Source organism: Candidatus Liberimonas magnetica, from assembly GCA_020523885.1.
Lineage (GTDB): Bacteria > Elusimicrobiota > Endomicrobiia > Endomicrobiales > JAFGIL01 > Liberimonas > Liberimonas magnetica.
The window spans coordinates 12,980-36,271 of record JAJAPY010000018.1 but is presented as its reverse complement, the minus strand read 5'-3'; the positions used below and the strand labels follow the sequence as shown (position 1 = coordinate 36,271).

26 protein-coding genes are annotated in these 23,292 nt (G+C 39.5%); all 26 read left to right on the top strand.

Going from position 1 to position 23,292, the window contains the following annotated elements; genetic code table 11:
- Positions 1-108 precede the first annotated feature (108 nt).
- The 26 genes from LHV68_11475 (at position 109) to LHV68_11350 (ending at position 23,269) form a co-directional block, all read left to right on the top strand.
- Positions 109-1,005 (top strand): lysophospholipid acyltransferase family protein, encoded by an 897-nt coding sequence (locus LHV68_11475; GenBank protein MCB4792487.1) that lies wholly within the window; start codon positions 109-111, stop codon positions 1,003-1,005.
- Positions 1,002-1,517 carry an LPS export ABC transporter periplasmic protein LptC gene (gene lptC / locus LHV68_11470; GenBank protein ID MCB4792486.1) on the top strand — a complete coding sequence of 172 codons (516 nt, stop codon included), beginning with the start codon at positions 1,002-1,004 and terminating at the stop codon, positions 1,515-1,517. The genes LHV68_11475 and lptC overlap by 4 nt, the downstream gene beginning before the upstream one ends.
- Entirely contained in the window at positions 1,514-2,197 is a 684-nt protein-coding gene (locus tag LHV68_11465) for an LptA/OstA family protein (GenBank protein ID MCB4792485.1), read from the top strand. Before lptC ends, LHV68_11465 begins: the two co-directional genes overlap by 4 nt.
- A 63-nt stretch (positions 2,198-2,260) precedes the next feature.
- The gene (lptB, locus tag LHV68_11460) at positions 2,261-2,980 is read left to right on the top strand and encodes an LPS export ABC transporter ATP-binding protein (protein ID MCB4792484.1); all 720 of its coding nucleotides are present in this window, start codon (positions 2,261-2,263) and stop codon (positions 2,978-2,980) included.
- Between the two features lie 84 nt (positions 2,981-3,064).
- Entirely contained in the window at positions 3,065-3,601 is a 537-nt protein-coding gene (gene raiA / locus LHV68_11455; protein ID MCB4792483.1) for a ribosome-associated translation inhibitor RaiA, read from the top strand.
- A gap of 46 nt (positions 3,602-3,647) precedes the next feature.
- Positions 3,648-4,106 (top strand): PTS sugar transporter subunit IIA, encoded by a 459-nt coding sequence (locus LHV68_11450; protein ID MCB4792482.1) that lies wholly within the window; start codon positions 3,648-3,650, stop codon positions 4,104-4,106.
- Between the two features lie 162 nt (positions 4,107-4,268).
- Entirely contained in the window at positions 4,269-5,207 is a 939-nt protein-coding gene (gene hprK, locus LHV68_11445) for an HPr(Ser) kinase/phosphatase (GenBank protein ID MCB4792481.1), read from the top strand.
- Between the two features lie 142 nt (positions 5,208-5,349).
- The gene (rapZ, locus tag LHV68_11440) at positions 5,350-6,213 is read left to right on the top strand and encodes an RNase adapter RapZ (GenBank protein ID MCB4792480.1); all 864 of its coding nucleotides are present in this window, start codon (positions 5,350-5,352) and stop codon (positions 6,211-6,213) included.
- 94 nt (positions 6,214-6,307) lie between these two features.
- On the top strand, positions 6,308-6,712 hold the full coding sequence (locus LHV68_11435; protein MCB4792479.1) for a PTS mannose transporter subunit IIAB: 405 nt from the start codon (positions 6,308-6,310) through the stop codon (positions 6,710-6,712).
- A 111-nt stretch (positions 6,713-6,823) separates the two neighbouring features.
- Positions 6,824-7,336: a PTS sugar transporter subunit IIB gene (locus LHV68_11430; GenBank protein MCB4792478.1), complete on the top strand. Its 513-nt coding sequence runs from the start codon at positions 6,824-6,826 to the stop codon at positions 7,334-7,336.
- The gene (locus tag LHV68_11425) at positions 7,329-9,419 is read left to right on the top strand and encodes a DUF1926 domain-containing protein (GenBank protein MCB4792477.1); all 2,091 of its coding nucleotides are present in this window, start codon (positions 7,329-7,331) and stop codon (positions 9,417-9,419) included. The genes LHV68_11430 and LHV68_11425 overlap by 8 nt, the downstream gene beginning before the upstream one ends.
- A gap of 139 nt (positions 9,420-9,558) precedes the next feature.
- Positions 9,559-10,191, top strand: a complete 633-nt coding sequence (locus LHV68_11420) for a PTS sugar transporter subunit IIC (GenBank protein ID MCB4792476.1) — start codon at positions 9,559-9,561, stop codon at positions 10,189-10,191.
- Between the two features lie 122 nt (positions 10,192-10,313).
- A complete protein-coding gene (locus LHV68_11415) occupies positions 10,314-11,087 on the top strand; it encodes a PTS system mannose/fructose/sorbose family transporter subunit IID (GenBank protein ID MCB4792475.1) in 774 nt (257 codons plus the stop codon).
- A 72-nt stretch (positions 11,088-11,159) separates the two neighbouring features.
- Positions 11,160-11,426: an HPr family phosphocarrier protein gene (locus LHV68_11410; protein ID MCB4792474.1), complete on the top strand. Its 267-nt coding sequence runs from the start codon at positions 11,160-11,162 to the stop codon at positions 11,424-11,426.
- 263 nt (positions 11,427-11,689) lie between these two features.
- On the top strand, positions 11,690-13,429 hold the full coding sequence (ptsP, locus tag LHV68_11405; protein MCB4792473.1) for a phosphoenolpyruvate--protein phosphotransferase: 1,740 nt from the start codon (positions 11,690-11,692) through the stop codon (positions 13,427-13,429).
- A 100-nt stretch (positions 13,430-13,529) separates the two neighbouring features.
- Entirely contained in the window at positions 13,530-15,314 is a 1,785-nt protein-coding gene (gene lepA / locus LHV68_11400; protein ID MCB4792472.1) for a translation elongation factor 4, read from the top strand.
- 106 nt (positions 15,315-15,420) lie between these two features.
- A complete protein-coding gene (gene lepB / locus LHV68_11395) occupies positions 15,421-16,194 on the top strand; it encodes a signal peptidase I (GenBank protein ID MCB4792471.1) in 774 nt (257 codons plus the stop codon).
- 129 nt (positions 16,195-16,323) lie between these two features.
- Complete coding sequence (locus tag LHV68_11390) at positions 16,324-16,554, top strand: hypothetical protein (GenBank protein ID MCB4792470.1); 231 nt, start codon at positions 16,324-16,326, stop codon at positions 16,552-16,554.
- A gap of 126 nt (positions 16,555-16,680) precedes the next feature.
- Positions 16,681-17,322 carry a ribosome biogenesis GTP-binding protein YihA/YsxC gene (yihA, locus tag LHV68_11385; GenBank protein ID MCB4792469.1) on the top strand — a complete coding sequence of 214 codons (642 nt, stop codon included), beginning with the start codon at positions 16,681-16,683 and terminating at the stop codon, positions 17,320-17,322.
- Positions 17,323-17,328: 6 nt separating this feature from the next.
- Positions 17,329-19,134, top strand: coding sequence for a DNA helicase RecQ (recQ, locus tag LHV68_11380; GenBank protein MCB4792468.1), 1,806 nt, complete (start codon positions 17,329-17,331; stop codon positions 19,132-19,134).
- A 46-nt stretch (positions 19,135-19,180) separates the two neighbouring features.
- On the top strand, positions 19,181-19,405 hold the full coding sequence (locus LHV68_11375) for a hypothetical protein (GenBank protein MCB4792467.1): 225 nt from the start codon (positions 19,181-19,183) through the stop codon (positions 19,403-19,405).
- 29 nt (positions 19,406-19,434) lie between these two features.
- Positions 19,435-20,013 (top strand): class I SAM-dependent methyltransferase, encoded by a 579-nt coding sequence (locus tag LHV68_11370; protein MCB4792466.1) that lies wholly within the window; start codon positions 19,435-19,437, stop codon positions 20,011-20,013.
- Positions 20,014-20,181: 168 nt separating this feature from the next.
- Positions 20,182-20,610, top strand: coding sequence for an NfeD family protein (locus LHV68_11365; GenBank protein MCB4792465.1), 429 nt, complete (start codon positions 20,182-20,184; stop codon positions 20,608-20,610).
- A 218-nt stretch (positions 20,611-20,828) separates the two neighbouring features.
- A complete protein-coding gene (locus tag LHV68_11360; GenBank protein MCB4792464.1) occupies positions 20,829-21,707 on the top strand; it encodes an SPFH/Band 7/PHB domain protein in 879 nt (292 codons plus the stop codon).
- 105 nt (positions 21,708-21,812) lie between these two features.
- The gene (gene hemW / locus LHV68_11355; GenBank protein ID MCB4792463.1) at positions 21,813-22,892 is read left to right on the top strand and encodes a radical SAM family heme chaperone HemW; all 1,080 of its coding nucleotides are present in this window, start codon (positions 21,813-21,815) and stop codon (positions 22,890-22,892) included.
- Entirely contained in the window at positions 22,889-23,269 is a 381-nt protein-coding gene (locus tag LHV68_11350; protein MCB4792462.1) for a response regulator, read from the top strand. The genes hemW and LHV68_11350 overlap by 4 nt, the downstream gene beginning before the upstream one ends.
- The last annotated feature ends 23 nt before the right edge of the window (positions 23,270-23,292 follow it).

The window sequence follows — 23,292 nt, the reverse complement described above, 5'->3', positions numbered from 1 at the left end:
TTGAAAAATGCAAAATGCAAAATACAGATTGAAAGATGATAAATAATTTTAATGAATAGATTACCAATTTGTAATTAAGTCAATGAAGCAAAGTGGAGTTCAACTTGAGTGTTTAAAAAAATAGCCCGTCAAATTTACTATCTTCTTGCATTACTGTTCTCGAAGATAATTTTATTTTTTCCATATAAAATTGCAGTTAAATTCGGCGGATTGCTCGGTCTTTTGGCTTATTATTTGATCAAAGATGCAAGAGATATAACTTTCAATAATCTGCGCTTATGCCTGTCCGAAAAAACTGGCGAAGAAATAAAAAGGATATCAAAAGAAGTATTTATAAATCAGGGTAAAAACCTCTTTGAATTATTCCTTTTCCCTAAGATAACAAAAGAGCAGCTCCTTGAATTAGCCTCTATAAAGAACAAAGACGCCATGGCTCAAGCCCTGTCTTTCAAAAAGGGAGTGTTCATAGCCAGCGCTCATTGCGGAAACTGGGAAATAATGGGTTCATCCCTGGCACAGAGCGGGTTTCCCATAAACGTTATAGCAAAGCATATTTATATCGAAGGATTAAATAATATGCTTGTTAATTTCAGGAAATCAAAAGGAATGAACGTGATTTTGCGTTCAGATAGATCTTCAGCAAAAGAGATGCTTAGAGGCCTGAGGAATAACGAAGCTATAGCGATGCTGATAGACCAGGACACAGAGGTGAACGGTGTTTTTGTGGATTTTTTTTCCAGGCCAGCCTGGACACCTTCAGGGCTGGCAGCACTTGCCTTAAGGACAGGAGCTTCAGTTGTCCTTGCTCTTGATGTCAGGATGCCGGATGACAGGCATGAATGCTTGCTTACAGGGCCGTTGGAGCTTATTAAGACGGATAACATGGAAAAAGATGTACTTGAGAATACTCAGATGATAACAAAGCTCATAGAAGACCATATTCGTAAATATCCAAGCCAGTGGGTCTGGATGCACAAGAGATGGAAAACAAGGTTCGGTAAATGAGAAAGCTTATATTTTATTTAATAACAGTTCTTTTAATGGTACCGGCATGCGGCAGCAAAAAAGAAATAATGAACAGCACACCCTTGAAAAAACAGATAATAGAAAAGTTCAGCATTTCTGAGTCGAACAAAGGAAAACCGGACTGGGTGCTTGATGCTATTTCTGCGGAAATTTTCGAAGAACAAAAAAAGATATTCTTAACGTTGCCCGAGATAAAATTTTACGAGAAGGGGGAATATACTTCGAACCTCAAAGCAAAATCAGGCAGGATAAATACCGAGACATATGATATCTGGGGTGACAGCGACTGTGTACTCGTCACTGCCAAGGGAGAAAAACTTTTCACGAGCAATCTGCATTATCGCTCAGACATCAAAAAGATCGTCACAGAAGAAAATGTAAAGCTTATCAGGCCTACAGAAGTCATATATGGCAAAGGGCTTGAAGCTACTCCGGACCTGAAATCCGTTATTATAAAAAAGCAGTTGGTTGAAATGGAAGATAATAAATGAAAATCTATCGGGCATACTTTATATCTTGCTGCATTGTTTTATGTGCCGGTTCTAATAATGGTTCTTTTGCGCAGAACAAGGCAAAAACTATCGTAACCGGCGAAAGCATGGAAATGCTCGATGCCGGGAAAAAAGTAATTTTTTCAGGCAATGCGCAGGTGGTACACGGGCAGGATGTATTAAAAGCCGATGAGATAATACAGGACAAGGTGGCAGATGTAATAAATGCAAAAGGGAATGTCAGCTTTCTTACGATAATAAATGAAAATGAACCGTTAAGAGGGCTGTCTTACAAAGCGGTATATAACCTTAAAAGTAAATCCGGAGAATTATCCGGGAAAAGGCCGAAACTTTTTTATGCTACTATAAACTCGACATCGCCTGTTACGCTTTCTGCAGATACGATAAATTTTAACAATGAGGCCAAACAGGCTGATGCAACAGGCAATGTGGAGATCATATCTTCGTCTGCATCGGCTTTCTCTCACAGGGCATTATTTTTTTATACAGATAAAAAAATGTATTTAACAGGGTTGGCCGAACAGCCTGAGGTCATGTATTATGGCCAGGGCAAGAAAGACAGGTTTTTTGCGGACAAAATAACGATGTTTGTTGATAAAAAAAGAATGATACTTGAAGGGAACGTCAAAGGGTTTGTACATGAAATAAATAAAAAATAGATCGTTGAAAAACTTCAACGATCTACATATCAAGTCCAGCGGTAGGTATAGGAGAAATTGTTTATGATACTAAAAAGCGTCAATTTGAGAAAAAAATATAAAAAAAGGTTTGTTGTAAACGATATCAGCATGGAAGTCAATCAGGGAGAGATAGTAGGCCTTTTAGGGCCGAACGGAGCCGGCAAGACAACGACTTTTTATATGACCGTAGGTTTGATAAAACCTTTTGGCGGAAGTATCTATCTTGACCAAAAAAATATCAGTGATATGCCGATGTATCAGAGAGCGCGTGAAGGTATAGGCTACCTGTCACAGGAACCTTCGATATTCCGCGGGCTTAGCGTAGAAGACAACCTTTGGGCGATAGCTGAGATACTTCCCTTGAGCAAAAAGGAAAAAGAAGATAAAGTGGAGCGCCTTTTAGACGAACTTGGGCTTAAGCCTTTAAGAAACCAGCTTGCTTCGACGCTTTCAGGAGGCGAAAAAAGAAGGTGCGAGATTGCAAGGTCTCTTGTAACCGATCCGAAGTTCCTTTTGTTAGATGAGCCTTTTGTAGGCATTGACCCGATAACGGTATGTGATATTCAGAATATAATCGCAGAATTGAAAAAGAAAGGCCTTGGCATACTTATTACTGACCATAACGTCAGGGAAACCCTGGAGATCATTGACAGGGCATATATTATTTACGAAGGCAGGATATTGCTTGAAGGAAATGCCAGGGAATTACTAGAAAGCCCTGAAGCACGGCGGGTCTATCTTGGCGAAAAATTCAAGATGTAAAATGCTTAGAAACTTGCAGATTTATTGAAAATATGATATAAATCAATTTCAAATAGTATTATATATATAAATAAAGGATGAACTATGCAAATTAATATTTCAGCAAGGCATTTAAAATTAACGAACCCTATTGCGGATTATATCCAGAAGAAAGTGGAAAGATGCGAAAAATACTTTGATCACATTGTCTGGGCACAAGTTATTATTTCCGTTGAAAAACACAGGCAATTGGCAGAGATCGTTATTCATGCTAAAAAAATAACATTTAGATCAAAGGAAGAGTCAACTGACCTATATGCGGCAATTGATTTGGCTCTTGATAAGATCGAAAAACAATTGAAAAAACATAAAGAAATTGTTAAAAACATACACAAACAGAAAACTTCCATGATACAGATAAGCGATCTTGATAAATTGGATTTTGATCTTGAGAATTTCGGAAAAAACATTGATGAAATAAAACAATATGATATCAAGACTTTATCCGTAGAGGAAGCTATTAGAGAAATGATAAAAATTAAAGATAAGTTCTATATGTTTAACAATATTGAAACTTCAAAAATCAACGTCGTTTATCTTAAAGACCAGAACTCGTACGGTTTGATAAGGCCTAAGAAATAATGGCTTAAGAGTTATAATCTATCCGGATTTGCCAAGGAGGCATAAGATGAAAATAATGGATTTTCTTGATGAAGATTCTATAATTTTGGATTTGAAAGCTCAGGATAAGAAATCAGCGATTTCCGAAATTGTAGGGCTTTTAAGCTCTTTAAAAAAGATCAAGAACTCTTCTAAAATAAATGAAACTATACTTGAAAGAGAAAAGCTTGGTTCAACCGGCATCGGGCAGGGTGTTGCAATCCCACATGGTAAGACCGATATTATTGATAAACAAGTAGGAGCTCTTGCAATTTCTCAAAAAGGCGTAGCGTTCAATTCATTGGACGGCGAGCCCGTATTTCTGATATTTTTACTTGTAGGCCCCATAGAAGTCGCCGGCCAGCATTTAAAGGCTCTTGCACGTGTTTCAAGGCTATTTAAAGACAAGTTTTTCAGGCAAGCACTGCGTAATGCAAAAACCCCCCAGGAAGTTGTAAAAATAATAAAGCAGGAAGATGAATATTAATAATTAAGCAAATTGTAAATCGAAAAATTGCAAATAGCAAATTCAAAAACGAAAAATGGTAAAATATTTAAAAGAAAAAGTAGTTAAATTTGCACTTTGAACTTTGCAATTTTCAATTTGCAATTAAGTTAGTTTCATAGAGAAACTAACTTAAAGGAATATATGTCCGCATTAACCGTTGAAACTTTTTTAAAAGAAAAGGGGGAAGCCTTAAAGCTTAAACTTCATGAGGGGAAGGCAGGGCTGTCAAGGGCAATTAAAGTTTCAGAGATAAACAGGCCGGGACTGACGTTTTCCGGGTATTTAGAGCATTTTTCAAGCGAGCGTATACAGATAATCGGGTTAGGCGAGTATTCTTACCTTAGGTCACTTACCTCAGAAAAGCGCACTGAAGTCTTTAAGAAAATATTTACATTTAAGGATATACCATGTTGTATCCTTTCCCGCGGTCTTAAACCTTTACCTGAAATGCTGAGTGCCCATAAAAAAAATAAAGTTCCGTTAATGACCACCGAACTTACGACTTCAAGCCTTATGGCGGAATTAATAACATATCTGGAAGAAAAGATGGCCGAATCTACGACAATGCATGGTGTCCTGGTGAACGTATACGGGCTTGGTGTTTTGATAGTGGGGGATGCGGGTATCGGAAAATCTGAATGTGCGCTGGAACTTATAAAAAGAAACCACATGCTTGTTGCGGACGATATTGTCCAGATACATAGGCATTCGGGCGGCATTTTGATCGCAAATAGAGATGAAACCATCCAATACCATATGGAGCTTAGGGGGCTGGGGATAATAGATGTCGACAGGCTTTTCGGTGTAGGATTTATCCTTGATAAGTCAAGGATTGAGCTTGTCGTTCGTTTTGAAGAATGGGACCCCCAAAAAGAATATGACAGAATAGGCCTTGAAGAAAAGCATACGATGATTCTCGGTATTGATATTCCGGAAGTCATTTTTCCTGTACGATCCGGCAGGAACCTTGCAGTTTTAATTGAGATCGCAAGTTTAAACCAGCAGCTTAAAAAAAGAGGTTTTTACAGCGCTAAAGAACTTAATGCGCGGTTAATAAATATGATGTCAAGCAAAGCCTAGACTAGCGCTTTTTGAAGTATAGGGATTAAAAAATTCTATACATGCTTAACAGATTTATAGAAGATTACGCAGATTATAAATAAAATCACTTATGAGATCTGCGTAATCTTCTTTGTTAATCTATGTAATCGACGGTTTTAACATGAACCATCAGTTTTTTGTTATTACAGGTTTATCCGGAGCAGGAAAAAGCCAGGCTCTGAAAATATTAGAAGACATGGGATTTTTCTGCATAGATAACCTGCCGATAGCTCTTGTCCAGAAATTTGCAGATCTTTACAAGGATTATAAGACGAAATGGAACCAGGTAGCTATCGGTATAGACATTAGGGCAGGGGAATCATCGTTATTATCCTTAAAACAGGTTTTAGATAAGATCAAGAAAAAAGGGATAAAATATAAGATTATATATTTCAATGCGAACGATGACACCCTTCTTCAGCGTTATTCCGAAACCAGGCGCCGGCATCCGCTGGGGAGAAGGGTAATGGAGGGTATTAAGAGAGAAAGAAAATTCATGGAAAGGATCCGTGTTATTTCAGACCAGGAGATAGATACGTCTAATTTAACCCTGGGCGAGTTAAAAGAAATAATCGGGAAAGAGATGAATATCCGCCTGTCAAAAAAAATAACAGTTTCTCTGCTTTCTTTCGGGTATAAATACGGTATTCCCACAGATGCGGACCTGGTTATAGACGTAAGGTTCATGCCTAATCCTAACTATATCCCAAGATTAAGGCATAAAACCGGAAGGGACATAAAAGTAAAAGATTATGTTATAAGGCAAAAAACTTCGAAAGAATTTTTTAAACGGTTCTACAATTTGCTTCAATTTCTGATACCTCTCTACATAAAAGAAGGAAAAAGCCATCTTACTTTAGCCATCGGTTGTACAGGCGGAAGGCACCGTTCGGTGGTAGTAGCTGAAAGCATAGCCAAATATTTAAAGTTAAATAAATTTTCAGTTTTCGTCCATCACCGGGATATTGAAAAGATTATAAGATAAAATATTATACTTCAAGAAAACGAGTAAAAAAATAATTTCGGGCCAAAAATGGCAGTAACGAAGGGGGGAAGCCATTCTTAATAAAGGGAATTTAATGATTAAAGTTATCGTTATAACTCACGGACAGCTCGGTGCAGAAATACTTCGTACTGCAGAATCGATAGTAGGAAAACAGGAAAATGCAGTTATCCTGACACTGACTCCTCAAGAGAGCTTGTCTACCATGGTTGAAAAGGTTGGACAGGCTTTAAAGGATATTGACGGCAACGGAGCCCTTATTCTTACAGACATGCTAGGGGGCACACCGTGCAATGCATGCCTTCCTTTCTGCAATACAAAAAATATAGAAGTGATAACAGGTGTTAATTTATATATGATACTTTCAAGTTTTATAAACCGTAATCATATGGACCTAAAAGATCTTGCCAGCAAAGTAATAAACGACGGCAAAAAAAGCATAAATAATGCAAAAGAGATATTTTTAAAAAAGCTTAAATAAGGCGGGAGATGGCAGACAGGAGATGGTAAACGGATTTAAAATGATTTATAGGTTTTATGAATTCGTCTACCCTTTACCGTTTACCGTCTACCTTGTAGTTAAGGAGTTTACATGCCAATTGTTTTAGCACGTATCGATGATAGGCTTGTCCACGGGCAGGTGGTCGAGGGATGGCTGCGGGTGATAAAAGCCAGCTACATAATAGTAGTTTCCGATGATGTGGCAAAGGACAGGCTGCAGCAGACATTGCTTACTATCGCTGTGCCAAAAAACGTTAAAATCGAATGTTTATCTATAGAGGATTCTGCAAAAAGGTTGTTAAGTGCACATCTTGATAATGAGATGATATTACTTTTGTTTTCAACTCCTGACGACACACTTCGCCTTTTAAAAAGCGGGGTTAAGCTTACTTCTATAAATGTCGGAGGCATGCACTACGTAGAAGGGAAAAAACAGATCCTCCGCACACTTTCCGTAAATAAAAAAGATGTAGATACCCTTACAGAAATAAGCAATATGAACATTGAATTGGAAGGAAGAGTACTGCCGAACGATGAGCGCAATAATATAATGGAAGTCCTGAAAGCAGAGTTTATAAATACAACAAAAGAAAACCATGAATAAATTTTATTTTATACTCAGTATCCACAATCATCAGCCTGTAGGCAATTTTCCGGGAGTATTCGAAGAAGCTTTCAATAAATCCTACTGGCCTTTTATTAAGGCCATTAAGAGTTATCCTAGGATAAAATGGTCGCTTCATTCAAGCGGGATCTTATGGGATTTTTTCATGGATAAACACCCTGAGTATATCGCGGTGGTGAAGGAAATGGTAAATTCCGGCCAAGTAGAGCTGATATCCGGAGGTTATTATGAACCCATAATGCCTGCCATAACCGATATAGACAAAAAGGGGCAGATCCAAAAACTGACGAAGTTCATTAAAGATGAATTCAATTATGACGCAAAAGGATTATGGCTTGCAGAGCGTGTATGGGAACCTCAGCTTGCTAAAATACTTTCTGATACTGGAATAAAATATACCGTCTTAGATGACGCACATTTTGCGGCCGCAGGCCAGGAGATAGAGAAATTAAAAGGCTATTATGTTTCGGAAGACCAGGGGCAAAAACTCAATATTTTTCCTATAAGCCAGCTTATGCGCTATTACATCCCGTTTAAACCTGTGGAGTATACGATAGGGCATTTTTCAAACGCGCTAAAGAGCTCTTTTAACCCGTCTCTTGTAATGGCGGATGACGGTGAAAAGTTCGGGTTGTGGCCAGGAACCTATAAACATGTTTACCAGGAAGGGTGGCTTAATAATTTTTTTAACGCCATTGATAAGAATTTAGATTGGATCGAAACCATAACTTTCTCGGAGTATATGAAAAAATTTCCTCCACAGGGCAGGATTTACCTTCCCACGGCATCTTATTTTGAAATGTCAGAATGGTCCCTGCCCCAGGAAACCCAGGGCCAGTTCGAATCTATCATTAAGAGGTTTGAATCACAGCCTGATGTAAAAAGGTTTTTACGCGGCGGGTTTTGGAGAAATTTTTTAACAAAATACCCCGAGTCCAATAACATGCATAAAAAAATGCTTTATGTCAGCCAGCGGTTGAATGAGGCATTTAAGACAACGAAATGTTTGTCCAAAAAAGATATTCCGGTAACAGGCAACCTGCAAACAGAGGAAATAAAATCTTTAGATGCGTTATATGCGGGTCAATGCAATTGCGCCTATTGGCACGGAGTTTTTGGCGGATTGTATTTGCCTCATTTAAGAAACTCGATTTACAGGGAACTTTTGAACGCCGAAGAGATTTTAAGCAAAAACCTTAAAAAACCTGCCTGGAAAGCATTCGATTTTAATTTTGACGGCTCTAAAGAAGATGTTTATGAAAGTAAAAAACAAAACCTGTATTTTTCTCCCAAGGACGGAGGTTCCTTGTTTGAATGGGACCTGTTAGATAAGAAAATAAACTTGGGCAATGTATTAACCAGAAGGCCTGAAGCCTATCATAAAAGGCTGACAGAGTTTTTAGCGGATAAGAACAGAGGATCCGGATCCGGAGTAAAAACTATCCATGATATGATAAGTGTTAAGGAAGATAATCTAGATAAATATTTAGATTATGACTGGTATCCGAGGGTGTCTCTGCTGGATCATTTTTTGCATCCTGAAACTAAGCCTGAAGACTTTAGAAAATCCAAGTTCGGCGAACAGGGAGATTTTGTTTTGGGAGAATATGATTCGAAAATAGCCAATAATAAGATAAAACTTTCGAGAAAAGGTGCAGTTTGGGTCAACAATGAAAAAAGGAACCTGGAAGTTAATAAAACTGTATCACCCGATGAAACGGGTTTTGAAGTTACTTATCATATTGTGAATTTGTACCAAAGTGAACAAAGCCTTGTTTTCGCCCCTGAGTTTAACTTCGCCTTTTCCTATTTTAAGGAAGAAGAAAAAAGCCTTTTAACTAGCATAAAGGAATGGTCGCATAAAGATTCCGGTTATGGGTTAGAGTTTACCATGAAATTCTCTGCGCCGGCAGACCTTTGGGCATTTCCTTTAGAAACCGTTTCCTTGTCCGAAAACGGCTTTGAACGCACTTATCAGGGCACGGTAGTGCTGCCTATTTTTAAATTGCATTTAAGCCATTTAGAATCAGCCGAAATAAAGATCGCAGTAAGCGTTTTATAGTATAAGGAATTCAAAATGCAAAATGGAAAGTGCAAAATTAAGGTGTCCGCTACGGTGGTCTCATTTAAATTAATCCCGCAAAGAGGGATACAACAATTTTTCATTTTGAGCTTTTCATTTTACATTTGACTTTTAAATCATGTTTGAATTAATATCTCTTTCAGGTCTAGCAGCGATATTCAGCCTTGATGTGACTGCTTTTGGGCAGTTCATGATTTCAAGGCCGATCGTAGTTTGCCCTATTTTCGGTTATTTATTGGGCGATATAAAAAGCGGGTTATGGCTGGGCATGATCATTGAGCTGATTTGGACAAAAGAGATACCGATGGGTGCAGCTATACCTCACGATTCAACATCCGTTGCGATACTAACCAGTATATGGGGGATCGGTTCGCCTTTTAAACAGAACAGTGTGCTGATTTTATCTTTGGCCCTGGCAGCTATAGCCGGGATCTTATTTAAATATACTGAAATATGGATAAGGAATATAAATATAAAAATAGTGCATTGGATAGAAGAAGGCATAAAAAGGGGTGAAGAGTGCAGGATAGATGAGGGAATATATCTGGGCTTATTTTTATTTTTCATTAAAGCGTTTTTGTTTTATATTATATTAATACCGGTAGGGCAGTCTATAATAAATAAAGTTTATGTACATCTTTCTATACAAACAATAAAAGGGCTGGACCTGGCTTGGTGGTTCCTGCCTATGACCGGTTTTACCGTAATACTTATTAATTATAATTATAAGTTCTTAAAGATCAAAAAGTAGTGTTCGGCGCATCGTTGTTACTGCTTCGCCGGATCACCTATAGGAAAGTTAGTAAAAAGTAAATCAATGAATTATCAAAGAAGTTTTATCGTTTTTAAAAGAAAAATTAGGAGTATTTGCAGGTGAAAATAAGAGAATCGAATAAACTGATGTTTAGTATTTTTTTCCGCTCATTCTTTTTGCAATGTCTGTGGAATTTTGAAAGAATGCAAAATGTGGGTTTTCTGTTCGGGTTACTGCCTTTTATTAAAAAACATTATCCTGATCCTGAAAAAAGAAAGGAAGTCCTTTTAAGGCACATGGAGTTTTTTAACACCAATCCTTATATGGCTAATATAATTTTCGGGCTTATAGCGGCGATGGAGCAGACGTTGAGCCTGGGAAAATCCATTGACCCTAAAGAGATATCTTCAATAAAGAAAAATACCGCAGGGCCGCTGGCAGCGATCGGTGACAAGTTCTTTTGGGCTAATTGGAGGCCGTTTACTGCTTTACTGGGAATCTGTTTTATTTTATTTTTTAGAGGCTCGCATACGTTTTTGGCCAATTGGATCGCTCCTTTATTTTTTCTTTTCTTCTATAATATCTTTATTCTATTTTTTCGTTTCTGGAGCCTTAAGATAAGCTATCATTTCAGGAATAAAACAGTAAGGGTAATAGCAGACTTAGAATTTAGGTATATAATCGATATAACAAGGTATATCGGGCTTGTCCTTTTGATCGTGATGACAATATCATATCTTTATTTCGGATTAATGTTCATGAACTGGATAGTTTTGGCCCTTGTGGTGATGTTGCTTTCTGCGGTTATAATAAGCATAAATCTATCGACTGAAATATTGGTATATGCAGTTATACTATTCTGCATTTTAAGCTCTTATTTTAAAGTTATTTAGGTACTGTTTTATTAAAGGAAGTCATGATCAAGGGCAGCAGTCTCCTAGTTGGCCGAACGAAAAGGAAATGAAATGTTAGAACGAATTGTGACGATAAAAAATAGGCTCGGACTACATGCCAGGCCTGCAGCAATGCTCGTACAGACGCTTTCAAAATTCAAATCGAAAGTCAAGATATTAAAAGGCGACCAGGAAGTAGACGGCAAGAGCATAATGGGCATAATGACTCTGGCTGCAGCCCGTGGCACTGAGTTGAGGATAATAGTTGAAGGGATAGATGAAGTAGCGACTGCCAATGAGGTTATGAAGCTGTTGGAAAGCGGTTTTGGCGAAGACTAACAAGATTAAGTTCTAAACCCTAAATAAACTCAAAACCCAAGTAACTTAAAAACAAATGGATTTTGTTTTGAATGTTATATTTTGAGAATTTGTATTTATTACATGCGACATGAAAACCTCCGACTTTAGTCGGAGGATGAATGCACAATGATGTCGCAGTAGGCCGCGTTATTAAAGAAGCCTCCGGCTTCATCCGGAGGAGCGTCACTTAGGATTTTGGATTTAGTGTTTAGAGTTTTTGATTCAAAATAGAGAGGTAAAAAATGGTTGATAAAGCTAATCTTTTACAGGGCATCCCTGCGTCACCCGGGATCGCAATAGGGAAAGTATTTCTAATTGAGGATGAAGAATATTGCCTTATCCACAGGGAAATATCCAGAGAAGAAATAAAAAAAGAAACGAACCGGTTCAAAGAGGCATTGGCGAAGACCCGTACCGATATGTTAGCGACCCAGGAAAAGATACATAAGACACTCGGCAAGGAATTTGCGCGCCTTGCAGACGCTTACCTTCTTATTTTAGATGACCCGATAATTACCAGAAATGTCGCAAAAAAGATATCAGAGGGGGTCAATGCCGAATATGCGCTTTTCCGCATACTGGAACAGGTCATGAGGTCTTTTGAAATGATAGATGATGAATATTTCAGGGAACGCAAACATGACATACAGGATGTAGGAAAGAAGATACTCCATAACCTGATGGGAAAGGAAAAAAGGCCTTTATCGGAAATAAACTCTGAATCAATCGTTGTGGCACATAACCTGGCGCCTTCAGATACTATCTCGTTACGGGAAAATATGGTAAAAGGATTTGCAACGAATATCGGAGGGAAAACCAGCCATACGGCTATACTTGCCCAAAGCCTTGAAATCCCTGCCGTTGTCGGATTAAAAAATATAACAGCTAGGGTAAAAGAAGGCGATACAATAATTATAGACGGTAACCAGGGCATAGCCCTCATTAATCCTGTGCCTGAGATACTGGAAAATTACCGCAGGGAACAAGAGATACAGCTTGCACAGATAAGAGAGCTTGAAAAACTCAGAGACCTGCCCGCACAAACTACAGACGGGACCCGCATAGTTATAGCTGCAAACATAGATAATCCAGATGAAATAAAATCCGTCTTAAACCATGGTTCAGAAGGCGTGGGGCTTTACAGAACCGAGTTTTTATATTTCAACAGGAAAGAACTTCCTTCGGAAGAAGAGCACTATCAGAATTATTTAAAAGTGGTTCAGAGGATGCTTCCTTACAGCGTTATCATAAGGACGATAGACCTGGGAGGAGATAAGCTTTCCGGCCTGGGCCTCGAAGGAATTACGGAAGAAAATAATCCGTTTTTGGGGCTAAGGGCGATAAGGCTGTGCCTGAAATATCCAGCTATTTTCAAGACTCAGCTTAGAGCAATACTCCGTGTATCTGCAGAAGGCCGGGTAAAAATAATGTACCCGATGATATCAGGTATAGGAGAAATAAGAGCTGCGAACAAAATACTTGATGAAGTAAAGGAAGAACTTAAAAGTGAAGGAAAAAAATTTGATGAGAAGCTGGAAGTAGGTGTTATGATAGAGATACCTTCTGCAGCGCTTACGGCGGATATGATAGCAAAAGAGGTGGATTTTCTTTCTATTGGTACTAATGACCTGATCCAGTATACTCTTGCTGTTGACAGGGTAAACGAGAATGTGGCGAACCTGTATGAACCGTTCCATCCTTCTATACTACGTTTGATAAAATCTATTATCGAAGCAGGCCACGGTGCCGGTAAATGGGTCGGGATGTGCGGCGAAATGGCTTCAGACCCGTTGGTTACACCTATACTTGTTGGTTTAGGTATCAATGAATTGAGTGTTTCTCCTTTGCAGATACCTAAAGTTAAGAAGATTATAAGGAATTTGTCGCTGTTAGACGCAAAAAACTTGGTAAATGAGATATTCAGTTCTACTGACTGGGAATATATTGTTAAAAAGATCAATAAAAGCCCATACCTTGATTAAAAGCAAACCCTAAACTCTAAATCCTAAATACTGAATCATAGGAAATTAGAAATCTTTTAAGCTTTGTGTTTAGGGTTTATTTAGAGTTTGTTCTATTTTTATGGAAATAAGGAACTTTTGCATTATTGCTCATATTGACCACGGAAAAAGCACGCTTGCCGACAGGCTGCTCGAGTTTACGAATACCATATCAAAACGCGAGATGCGCGACCAGATACTTGACGGAATGGACCTTGAGCGCGAAAGGGGCATTACCATAAAATCAAAAGCTATACGGATGATGTATAAAACTCCCGAGGGCAAAGAATATATGCTAAACCTTATAGACACTCCAGGGCACGTGGACTTTACTTATGAGGTTTCAAGGGCGCTTGCTGCTTGCGAAGGCGCTATCCTGGTTGTGGACGCTTCGCAGGGCGTGGAAGCCCAGACCCTGGCTAACACTTACCTTGCTAAGCAGGCTAATTTGAAGATAATACCTGTCATAAACAAGGTTGACCTCTCAACGGCTGATGTGGAAAGCACGCTGGATCAGATCACAGAAGGTTTAGAGATACTGGAAGACCCCATACTTGCAAGCGCAAAAGCTGGAAAAGGAATAGACGAGATAGTAAGATCGGTCATTGACAATATTCCTGCGCCGTCCGTTGATACCTCAAAGCCTCTTTCTGCCCTTGTTTTTGATTCTTTCTATGATTCCTATAGAGGAGCCATAGTTATCGTCCGGATCTTTGGAGGGAAAGTCCAGGCCGGCATGAAAATAAAGTTCATGTCTTCAAATACCGAGTATGAGATCCTTGAAGTCGGGTACATGCAGATAAAAATGATGAAAACCGATTCACTGGATGCAGGAGAAGTCGGCTATATCGTGGCAGGAATAAAAAATATACACGACATACGCATAGGCGACACAATAACCGAGAAACTCAGGCCGACCACTACCCCTCATCAGGGCTATAAAGAGATAAAGCCGTTCGTGTTTGCAGGGCTATATCCTTTGAATACCTCAGATTATGATAATTTAAAGACAGCTATAGAAAAATTGCATTTGTCGGATTCGTCTCTGTCCTATTTACCCGAAACATCTTCAGCTCTTGGTTTCGGGTTCCGGTGCGGTTTTTTGGGGTCGCTGCATCTTGAGATAGTGAAAGAACGGCTCGAACGGGAATTTAACCTTAACCTTTTGATAACTTCTCCTAACGTGGAATACAAAGTTGTTACGAACAGTGAAACTATAGAAATAGATAACCCTGCTCAATTCCCGAATTACGGAGACATCATTGAAACTCTTGAACCCTACGTTCTTGCTACGATAATATGCCCTGTCGAATATATAGGCGCTGTCTTTGACCTTTGCGAAAAAAGAAGAGGGGTCCAGATACTTTTCAGGTATTTAGACGTAAAGAGGGTTGTTGTAAAATATGACCTTCCTCTGGCGGAGATAATCGTTGGTTTTTACGATGCTTTAAAATCCATCTCAAAAGGTTATGCATCTTTTGATTATGAACATGTAGGGTATAAACAGGGGGACCTTGTAAAGCTTGAGGTTCTTGTAAACCAGGAGATCGTAGACGCCCTCTCCTTGATAGTCCCGAAAGACAAGGCGCAGTCCGTATCACACTTCCTCGTTGAAAAACTAAGAGGTATAATACCGAGGCAGATGTTTGAGATACCCATACAGGCTAGGGTTAACAATAAAATAATAGCACGCGATAATATACGTGCACTGCGCAAGGATGTTATTGCAAAATGCTACGGCGGAGATATAACAAGAAAGCGCAAGTTATTGGAAAAACAGAAAGAAGGAAAAAAGAAAATGAGGCAGTTCGGCCAGGTGGAGATACCGACCGAAGCCTTTGTAGCGGTATTGAAAATGGAGAGATAAAGAATCAAGCAGATAGCGTTTAGCGTAGAGCGTATAGTAAAGACTTTTGTTTTCCTATACGCTACCCGCTCTACGCTCTACGCTAAATTCGAAAGGATAAACAAATATGGAACAAAAACTTCTTATTGCAGGCGTTATTGTTTTTATCATAGCCAGGATAATGAAAAAATTCATACCGAAGGTGCAAAAACCGTTTTTTAAGAAGATCTATTATGAGGCCTATGAATGGGTAGAAACAGGCTGGTCTGCGGTTATTTTGGCAGCTTTAATAATGTATTTTTTCGTTCAAGCGTTCAAGATCCCTTCGGGGAGCATGCGCATGACCCTTCTTGAAGGAGACCATCTTTTCGTGAACAAATTCATATACGGTTTCCATATCCCGTTTTCAGGTGGAAAAAGGTTCTGGCCTATCCATAAAATAAAACGAGGAGACATAGTGATCTTTACGTGCCCGCCGAGCGCTCTCAGCGAAGCAGAAAAGAAGGAAAAAATAACGAAGGATTTTATTAAAAGATGTTTAGGGCTTCCGGGCGATGTGATACTTATAAGGGCCAAGAAGCTCTATGTTAACGGGACTCTTGTTGAAGAGCCGTATGTGAGTTTTGCGGACGATATCTCATACCCCAAATACGATGTCCTTCGTTCTACAGCCGAATACCAGAAAGCCTGGGAAGAGGGGAAATTCACTTCTCTTGCCGCTCAAATGGTAACCGATAATTTCGGCCCTATAACCGTGCCGAAAGACTCCTATTTTGTTATGGGTGATAATCGCGACCGCTCATTTGACGGGCGTTTCTGGGGACCGCTGCCAGATAAACTGATGAAAGGAAAAGCGCTTTTTCTTTACTGGCCAATAACCAGGGTACGGCTGATCAGATAAGGCAATTAGAAATACAGCTCAACACAAGTCTTTCCGCTATGCCCTGTGATCAAACCGGGGCATTTCTATTTTCAAGATACTTTTTTTACTTCAGCTAAGCTAATGCTGTGATCGAGCAGGGGATGAAATATGTTCGAAGCATTGAAGATCTGTTTATCGGAAACTATGGAGTTGTTGATAATGAAGATATTCCTTTATACAGGGTTCTTCAACTGGGCAATAATAATAGCTGTTTTTGTGATAAAGGGCACGATCTCATTTGAATTGGTAATGAAGATGAGAAAGCTTATATTTTATGCATTCGTTATAACATCAGTGCCGTTTGCCGTTGCTTTTATAAAGTATCTCAATCAGTATTGAAATTTTCCCTGCTCCCACGGCTATATCTAACAATATTTTGCTCCGTAACAGCCAGGTGATAGGGTATTTTGTTTTCTGGGTAAACTCGCTAACGCTGATTCACAAATAAATTATCTGTTTTTGAAAATGAACAGAAATAAAAAGCAAAATGAAAAAGAGTGGGAATGCGGCACTATGAATGGAAACATATTTAATTCAGCACAGTTTATTTTAAGCGTAGATTCGACTCAAAAACTCGGCATAGCGGATGCGGAGGTTGCTTTTGCCGGCAGGTCCAATGTCGGCAAAAGTTCGATGCTCAATGCTCTGTGCGGAAGGCGAAAGCTCGTAAAGGTCTCAAAGACTCCCGGCAAGACCCGTAGGATAAATGTTTTTTCCGTTGTGCACGGCAAGTGGCTGGTTGACCTGCCAGGGTATGGTTTTGCTGCGGTACCTGCAGAAGATAAAGGCCGGTGGCAGCATATGATAGAATATTATATTGCAGGAAGGCCTAACCTAAAAACCGTTTTTGTCATAGTAGATGCTTTTACGGGCACAACAAAGCTTGACCGCGATATGCTTTATTGGCTCAACAGCCTCGGAATGCCTTATCGCGTAATAGCGAACAAGCTGGACCGTATTTCAAAGCCGATGCTTGAAGAACAGAAACAAAAACTTTCAGAACAACTGGAAATTTCCAAAGAATCGATCATCTGGGCCAGTGCCAAAAAAGGTACAGGCATTGAAGAACTCCGCACTGCAGTATCTAAAGTGCTTAAATTGCAGTAAATCCAAATGAAAAATCGGATACTTCAAACACTCATAAAATACTGGGGTTATAACAGTTTTAGGCCATTTCAGGAAGATGCCATTCTTTCCATATTGGACGAAAAGGATACTCTTACTGTTTTGCCTACCGGAGGCGGAAAATCTGTCTGTTTCCAACTACCCGCGCTTATTTGTGACGGAATGGCAGTAATAATCTCTCCTTTAATATCCTTGATGAAAGACCAGGTCGATTATCTTAAGGATATGGGGATATCCGCCGATTGTTTAAACTCCAGCCTCACTGCAAGAAATCAGCAGGCAGTTGTAGATAAGATCAGGGCAGGTACTTTAAAACTCCTTTACATCTCTCCTGAACGGCTTATGATAGAACATACAGCTGATCTTTTAAAAAGCGTTAAACTTTCTTTTTTTGTTATTGATGAGGCTCATTGCATCAGCCACTGGGGCCATAATTTCCGTGCTGAATACAGGATGCTCGGCATGATAAAAAAAGAGTTTAAAAATATCAGTGTCCACGCTTTTACTGCAACGGCCACTATCCAGGTGCAGGAAGATATAATTGCACAGCTGAATCTTGAGGCGCCTCATATTTATGTGGGGAATATCGACAGGCCGAACTTAAATTACAGGATATTGCCGCGTTCAGGCAATGTGCTCGGACAGATAGTCGAAGCGATCAAAAAACATCCCGGTGAACCGGGAATAATATATTGTTTAAGGCGGACCGATGTAGATGAAATATCAAAAAAACTTAACGGCCTCGGGTTTAATAATCTGCCTTATCATGCAGGGCTTTCCGACAATGACCGAAAAAATAACCAGGAAGAGTTTTCCTTAGAAAAAGTAAATATAATCGTTGCGACCATTGCTTTTGGTATGGGCGTTGACCGCTCGAATATCCGCTATATAATCCATGCGGCAATGCCAAAATCAATTGAACATTACCAGCAGGAAACAGGCCGGGCCGGACGCGACGGCCTGCCTGCAGACTGTTATCTTTTTTATTCCGGAGCAGATTACCGGACTTGGGAGTATATGCTCCGCGATTCATCCGATAGGGAAGTGCTTTTGGCAAAACTTCGTGCGATGTACAATTTTTGCGTGCGTCCTGAATGCAGGCACAGGTATTTAGTGAATTATTTTACTCAAAAATATGAAGGCAATAATTGCGGCGCGTGTGATTATTGCCTGGGTGAAGTGGAAATGGTGCCAGATCCGCTTGTTATCGGCCAGAAAATAGTTTCCTGTGTTGCCAGAGTACATGAAAGGTTTGGGGCTGATTACATTGCGGATATTTTAAAAGGCAATAATACTCCGGTTGTAAAACAGCGGGGACATGAAAGCATTTCAACATTTGCTTTAATGAGCTCGGAAACCAAGGTTTTTATAAGATTTATGATCGAACAGCTGATCGGCCAGGGTTTCTTGCGCCGCGAAGGCGAGTTTATGACAATTGCTATTACTGATTCAGGCCGCAGTTTGTTAAAAGGGGAAACTGTGCCGATACTTGCAAAACCCGTTGTCGCAGCGAAAAAGAAAGAAATTGAAAAGAAAAGAAGGTCTAAACGTTCCTTGGAATGGGAGGGTATTGATACAAAACTATTTGAAATCCTGCGCGCTAAACGAGCCGAGCTTGCAAATGCTAAAAGAGTTCCGGCATATATAATATTCAGCGATAAAACCCTCAGGGATATGGCAGTTATAAAACCAATAACTATAGCACAGTTTGCCGCAGTGTTCGGTGTCGGGGCCGCAAAACAAAAAGAATACGGTGAGATTTTTACTGAAATAATAAGAGCATATAAAGAGTAGCTTAATTAAGACCAATATAAAAAGAAAAAGACGAGGCCATATGCGGTTGAAACCAGCAAGACATCATATACCACGTATCACAAATGAAAAAGCTGAAGAGATATTAAAATCATGCGGTAAGTTTGTAACTGAAGAACAATTAGCTGAGATTTTTGAATTAAATGTAAATAAAGCGGTGATTAAAGCTGTAGAATTGGGTTTTTCAAGGATACGCATTAAAAAAACACGTTATTATTCCAAAAAACAGATATTAGCTTACTTGAGCAAATAATAAAATATCTTAAATGACGGGGGTTCTAAATGACTGAAAAAGTACATGAGCATCACCTGTGTCCGTGGTGGATGGGGTATTGGCTGATAAGCCCATTCAGGAAATTGATGTTAAATCCTGAAAAAGTGTTTACTCCTTTTATTACCGTAGGAATGAGGGTGCTTGAGGTCGGAAGCGGGATGGGTTTTTTTACGGTACCGTTTGCAAAAATGGTTGGAGAATCCGGCAAAGTTGTAGCTGTTGACATACAAAAGAAGATGATAGATGCCCTTAAAAAAAGATTATTAAAAAGAGGGCTTTCCGAAAGAGTGGAAATTCGTGAATGCAAAAGTGACGATCTAAATATCGAAGGTCTAAAAGGGAGTTTTGACCTGGTTTTTGCGTTTGCTGTCGTTCATGAGATGCCAGACAGGAAAAAAGTTTTCAAGGAGTTTTATAATGCATTAAAACCCAAAGGCCTCTTAATCTACGCTGAACCAAAACTCGTCGTAAAAAACCTTGAGTTCAAACAAGGTTTAACAGATGTTTATGAAGCCGGGTTTTTCCTGAAGCAGGAATTAACCGGCTTAAGCGGAACAGTAGGTTGTGTTTTAATTAAACAAGCATAAAAATATTAAAAAAACAAACTTCTATTCCTAGCCCTCTCACCTGTACTCTTAACCCTGTCTCTTTGGCCTCAATCTGACCTCAATCGGGGTTTACAAATCAAGCAAAAAGTAATATAATTTTGAGTACGAATTGTTGTTATGTCTATTTTTTGTATAAGGAGAACTGTTATGTCTTGGTCTATTTGGTTAATAATCGCAATTATACTTTTCATAAGTGAAATAATAGGCATCGGTATGTTCTTTTTTGCGTGCCTCGGCATAGGAGCTTTATTAACCGCATTGCTGGTCCTGTTTGTCATTCCTTTATGGGTACAATGGGTTTTCTTTGTTTTTGCATCAGTTCTTTCTATTTATTTTATAAGGCCTATCGCGATGCGCTTGTTTAAAGCAAAGAATATAGTTAAGTCTAACGTAGACGCTCTTATAGGAAAAAAGGCTGTAGTGACTGAAGTAATAGATCCGGTCAAACCCGGGATGATAAAGGTTGACGGAGACCTCTGGAGGGCGGAAAGCGATACTCGCATAGAAATAAATACATTGGTAGAGATAGAAAGCGTGCAAGGAGTACATCTGCAGGTAAAGCAGATCAAAGAATAGTACCTATTGAGAAATAGTAAAATAAGTGAGGAAATTGACAACATAGAAGGGTTCAGTGAGGCAAAGAAGTTTTACTTCTTTGCCGAGCGCGGAAGGGAAACTTAGTTTCCCTCCGGGAGCGTTCCTGCGAAAAAGTTACATTTCGAGCAGGAACAATCCTGAGCAAAGCGAAGGTAAGTCCTGCCAAAGGCGGGACGCGACATAAGGGAGGATTTATGATGCCGCCGGGATTAATTGTAGTACTTGTAATATTGGTTTTTATTTATGTTTCACGCGCCGTAAGGATCGTTCAGCAGTTTGAGAAAGGTTTAGTAGAGACTCTGGGGCAGTATACAAAGACGGTAGATGCAGGCCTTGTAGTTATCTTCCCGCCTTTTCAAAACTTGCGAAAAGTCGATATGAGGGAGCAGGTCATTGATGTACCCCCTCAGGATGTTATAACAAAAGACAATGTTATGGTCACGGTCGATGCTGTTATCTATTTCCAGATAACCGACCCGACAAAAGTGGTTTACAACATATCCAATTTTGCTCTGGGGACCCTAAAACTCGCCCAGACAAACCTTCGTAATGTCATAGGCGATATGGAGCTTGACCAGACCCTCACATCACGGGAGAAAATAAACCTGCAGTTAAGGCAGGTCCTTGATGAAGCTACCGATAAATGGGGCATAAGGGTTACAAGAGTTGAGATACAGAAGATAGACCCGCCGAAAGATATTACGGATTCCATGTCAAAACAGATGAAAGCCGAGAGGGAAAAGAGGGCGAACATCCTTGATGCTGAAGGCTTCAGGCAGGCGGCGATCTTGAAAGCCGAAGGCGATAAATTAGCCAAGATACTTGAGGCCGAAGGAAAGTCTCTGGCTATTCAAAAAGTCGCTGATGCGGAAAAATACCAGATAGAAGTAGTTTATAAAGCTATTCACTCAGGCAACCCTACTACAGACCTGATAGCAATAAAGTATTTGGAAACACTTGAAAAAGTAGCTAACGGCACGGCAACAAAGATATTCCTGCCGCTTGAAACTACGAGTGTGCTCGGCTCTCTCGGAGCCATAAAAGAACTTTTCGATAAAGAAGAGAAGAAAAAATAGAGACAGACTTGAGACATCAGACAACAGACATCCGACAAAAAATCATCAACTGAACTCCGAGTTCTTTAGTCTGTGGTCTGAAGTCTGCTGTCTGTAGTCTAAATCATGTACAGTTTATACATTCACATACCTTTTTGCAGAAAGAAGTGCAATTACTGCGATTTTGTCTCTTTTCACGGACAGGAAGAAACGATCCCTGTATATTTGGAGTCCGTTGAAAAAGAAATGAAAAAATATTCCACTAACCATATATTTACGATCTTTATCGGCGGCGGTACCCCGACCTTGTTGTCCTGCGCAAATTTTGAAACCTTGTTTAAAAGCATAAGAACAAATTTTAATTGCCACAGGCTTTCGGAAGTTACAGTCGAAGCTAACCCCGAGTCTTTAACTCTGGATAAATTAAAAACGCTTAAGACCATAGGTGTAAACAGGCTTTCAATAGGAGTGCAGTCGTTTATGGATGAAGAGCTTTTCTATCTTGGCAGAGTCCATAGTTTTCAGGATTTTTTAAATGCCTACGATTTGGCAAGGCGGGTAGATTTTGCGAATATAAATATTGACCTTATCTATGGAATGCCGAACCAGACGCTCCTGCATTGGCAAAGGACCCTTCAGACAGCGGTTTCTCTGGCGCCGGAACATATCTCTATTTATCCGTTGACAATCGAGCCCGGAACGCCCTTTGCCTCGTCTAATATTGCAGTTGACGAGGATGAACAAGCCGGTATGTATGAGTGTTCCATGGATTATTTAGCATCAAAAGGTTACCGTCAATATGAAATATCCAATTGGTCTAAAGAGGGGTTTAAGTGCAGGCATAATCTAACCTATTGGCATAACTATGAGTATATCGGTATCGGAGTATCGGCGGCTTCTTATATAAAAGGTTTCAGAAAGAAAAACACTTCAAACCTTGAAGAATACATAAGGTTAATAGAAGTCGGGGCAAGCCCGATACAGGAATATGAGAACATAGATTATAATAAGAAGCTCAGCGAAGAGATAATCTTGAATTTGCGCTGTACGAGCGGGTTTTTTTTGCACAAACATATAGAACAAAAATACAGGAATGTTATCGAAGTACTGATAAAAAAGGGTCTGCTCCAAAAAGATAACCAGAACATCAAGCTTACCCGTCAGGGCTTATTGATGGCAAATCAGGTAATGAAGGAATTTGTATGAACCGCCCGAAAAGGATCATGGTAATCGATGATTCAATGACCATAAGGGTATTTGTATGCGCGAACCTGGGAAGATACGGCTATGAAATCGAACCTTCTTCGGATGCGATAGTGTCAATAGAGGTCTTAAAAAGGAGCAAACTCCTGCCTGATATTATTTTTATTGAAGAAAATATGCCGAAAGTAAATGCCTGTGCTTTTACGAAGATACTCAAAGAAGACAAAAAGCTAAAAAATATACATGTTTTTATTATAACTTCGCATATCTCCGAACCAGACAGAAAAAATGCAAAAAATTGCGGTGTCGAAGGTTTTATAACAAAACCTTTTCCGGTGGAGTCCCTGGTAGAAGTTATAGAGTCGAAATTAGGGGCTTAAAGAACACTGCTGGCACAACGTTT

Coding starts and splice junctions, on each gene's coding strand:
- LHV68_11410 (MCB4792474.1), top strand. CDS start 11,160: ATGTTAGAACGAATTGTGACGATAAAAAATAGGCTCGGACTACATGCC.
- LHV68_11465 (MCB4792485.1), top strand. CDS start 1,514: ATGAAAATCTATCGGGCATACTTTATATCTTGCTGCATTGTTTTATGT.
- LHV68_11450 (MCB4792482.1), top strand. CDS start 3,648: ATGAAAATAATGGATTTTCTTGATGAAGATTCTATAATTTTGGATTTG.
- raiA (MCB4792483.1), top strand. CDS start 3,065: ATGCAAATTAATATTTCAGCAAGGCATTTAAAATTAACGAACCCTATT.
- rapZ (MCB4792480.1), top strand. CDS start 5,350: ATGAACCATCAGTTTTTTGTTATTACAGGTTTATCCGGAGCAGGAAAA.
- LHV68_11360 (MCB4792464.1), top strand. CDS start 20,829: ATGCCGCCGGGATTAATTGTAGTACTTGTAATATTGGTTTTTATTTAT.
- hemW (MCB4792463.1), top strand. CDS start 21,813: ATGTACAGTTTATACATTCACATACCTTTTTGCAGAAAGAAGTGCAAT.
- LHV68_11430 (MCB4792478.1), top strand. CDS start 6,824: ATGCCAATTGTTTTAGCACGTATCGATGATAGGCTTGTCCACGGGCAG.
- recQ (MCB4792468.1), top strand. CDS start 17,329: ATGAAAAATCGGATACTTCAAACACTCATAAAATACTGGGGTTATAAC.
- LHV68_11425 (MCB4792477.1), top strand. CDS start 7,329: ATGAATAAATTTTATTTTATACTCAGTATCCACAATCATCAGCCTGTA.
- ptsP (MCB4792473.1), top strand. CDS start 11,690: ATGGTTGATAAAGCTAATCTTTTACAGGGCATCCCTGCGTCACCCGGG.
- lepA (MCB4792472.1), top strand. CDS start 13,530: ATGGAAATAAGGAACTTTTGCATTATTGCTCATATTGACCACGGAAAA.
- LHV68_11365 (MCB4792465.1), top strand. CDS start 20,182: ATGTCTTGGTCTATTTGGTTAATAATCGCAATTATACTTTTCATAAGT.
- LHV68_11370 (MCB4792466.1), top strand. CDS start 19,435: ATGACTGAAAAAGTACATGAGCATCACCTGTGTCCGTGGTGGATGGGG.
- LHV68_11435 (MCB4792479.1), top strand. CDS start 6,308: ATGATTAAAGTTATCGTTATAACTCACGGACAGCTCGGTGCAGAAATA.
- yihA (MCB4792469.1), top strand. CDS start 16,681: ATGAACAGAAATAAAAAGCAAAATGAAAAAGAGTGGGAATGCGGCACT.
- hprK (MCB4792481.1), top strand. CDS start 4,269: ATGTCCGCATTAACCGTTGAAACTTTTTTAAAAGAAAAGGGGGAAGCC.
- LHV68_11420 (MCB4792476.1), top strand. CDS start 9,559: ATGTTTGAATTAATATCTCTTTCAGGTCTAGCAGCGATATTCAGCCTT.
- lepB (MCB4792471.1), top strand. CDS start 15,421: ATGGAACAAAAACTTCTTATTGCAGGCGTTATTGTTTTTATCATAGCC.
- LHV68_11350 (MCB4792462.1), top strand. CDS start 22,889: ATGAACCGCCCGAAAAGGATCATGGTAATCGATGATTCAATGACCATA.
- LHV68_11390 (MCB4792470.1), top strand. CDS start 16,324: ATGTTCGAAGCATTGAAGATCTGTTTATCGGAAACTATGGAGTTGTTG.
- lptC (MCB4792486.1), top strand. CDS start 1,002: ATGAGAAAGCTTATATTTTATTTAATAACAGTTCTTTTAATGGTACCG.
- lptB (MCB4792484.1), top strand. CDS start 2,261: ATGATACTAAAAAGCGTCAATTTGAGAAAAAAATATAAAAAAAGGTTT.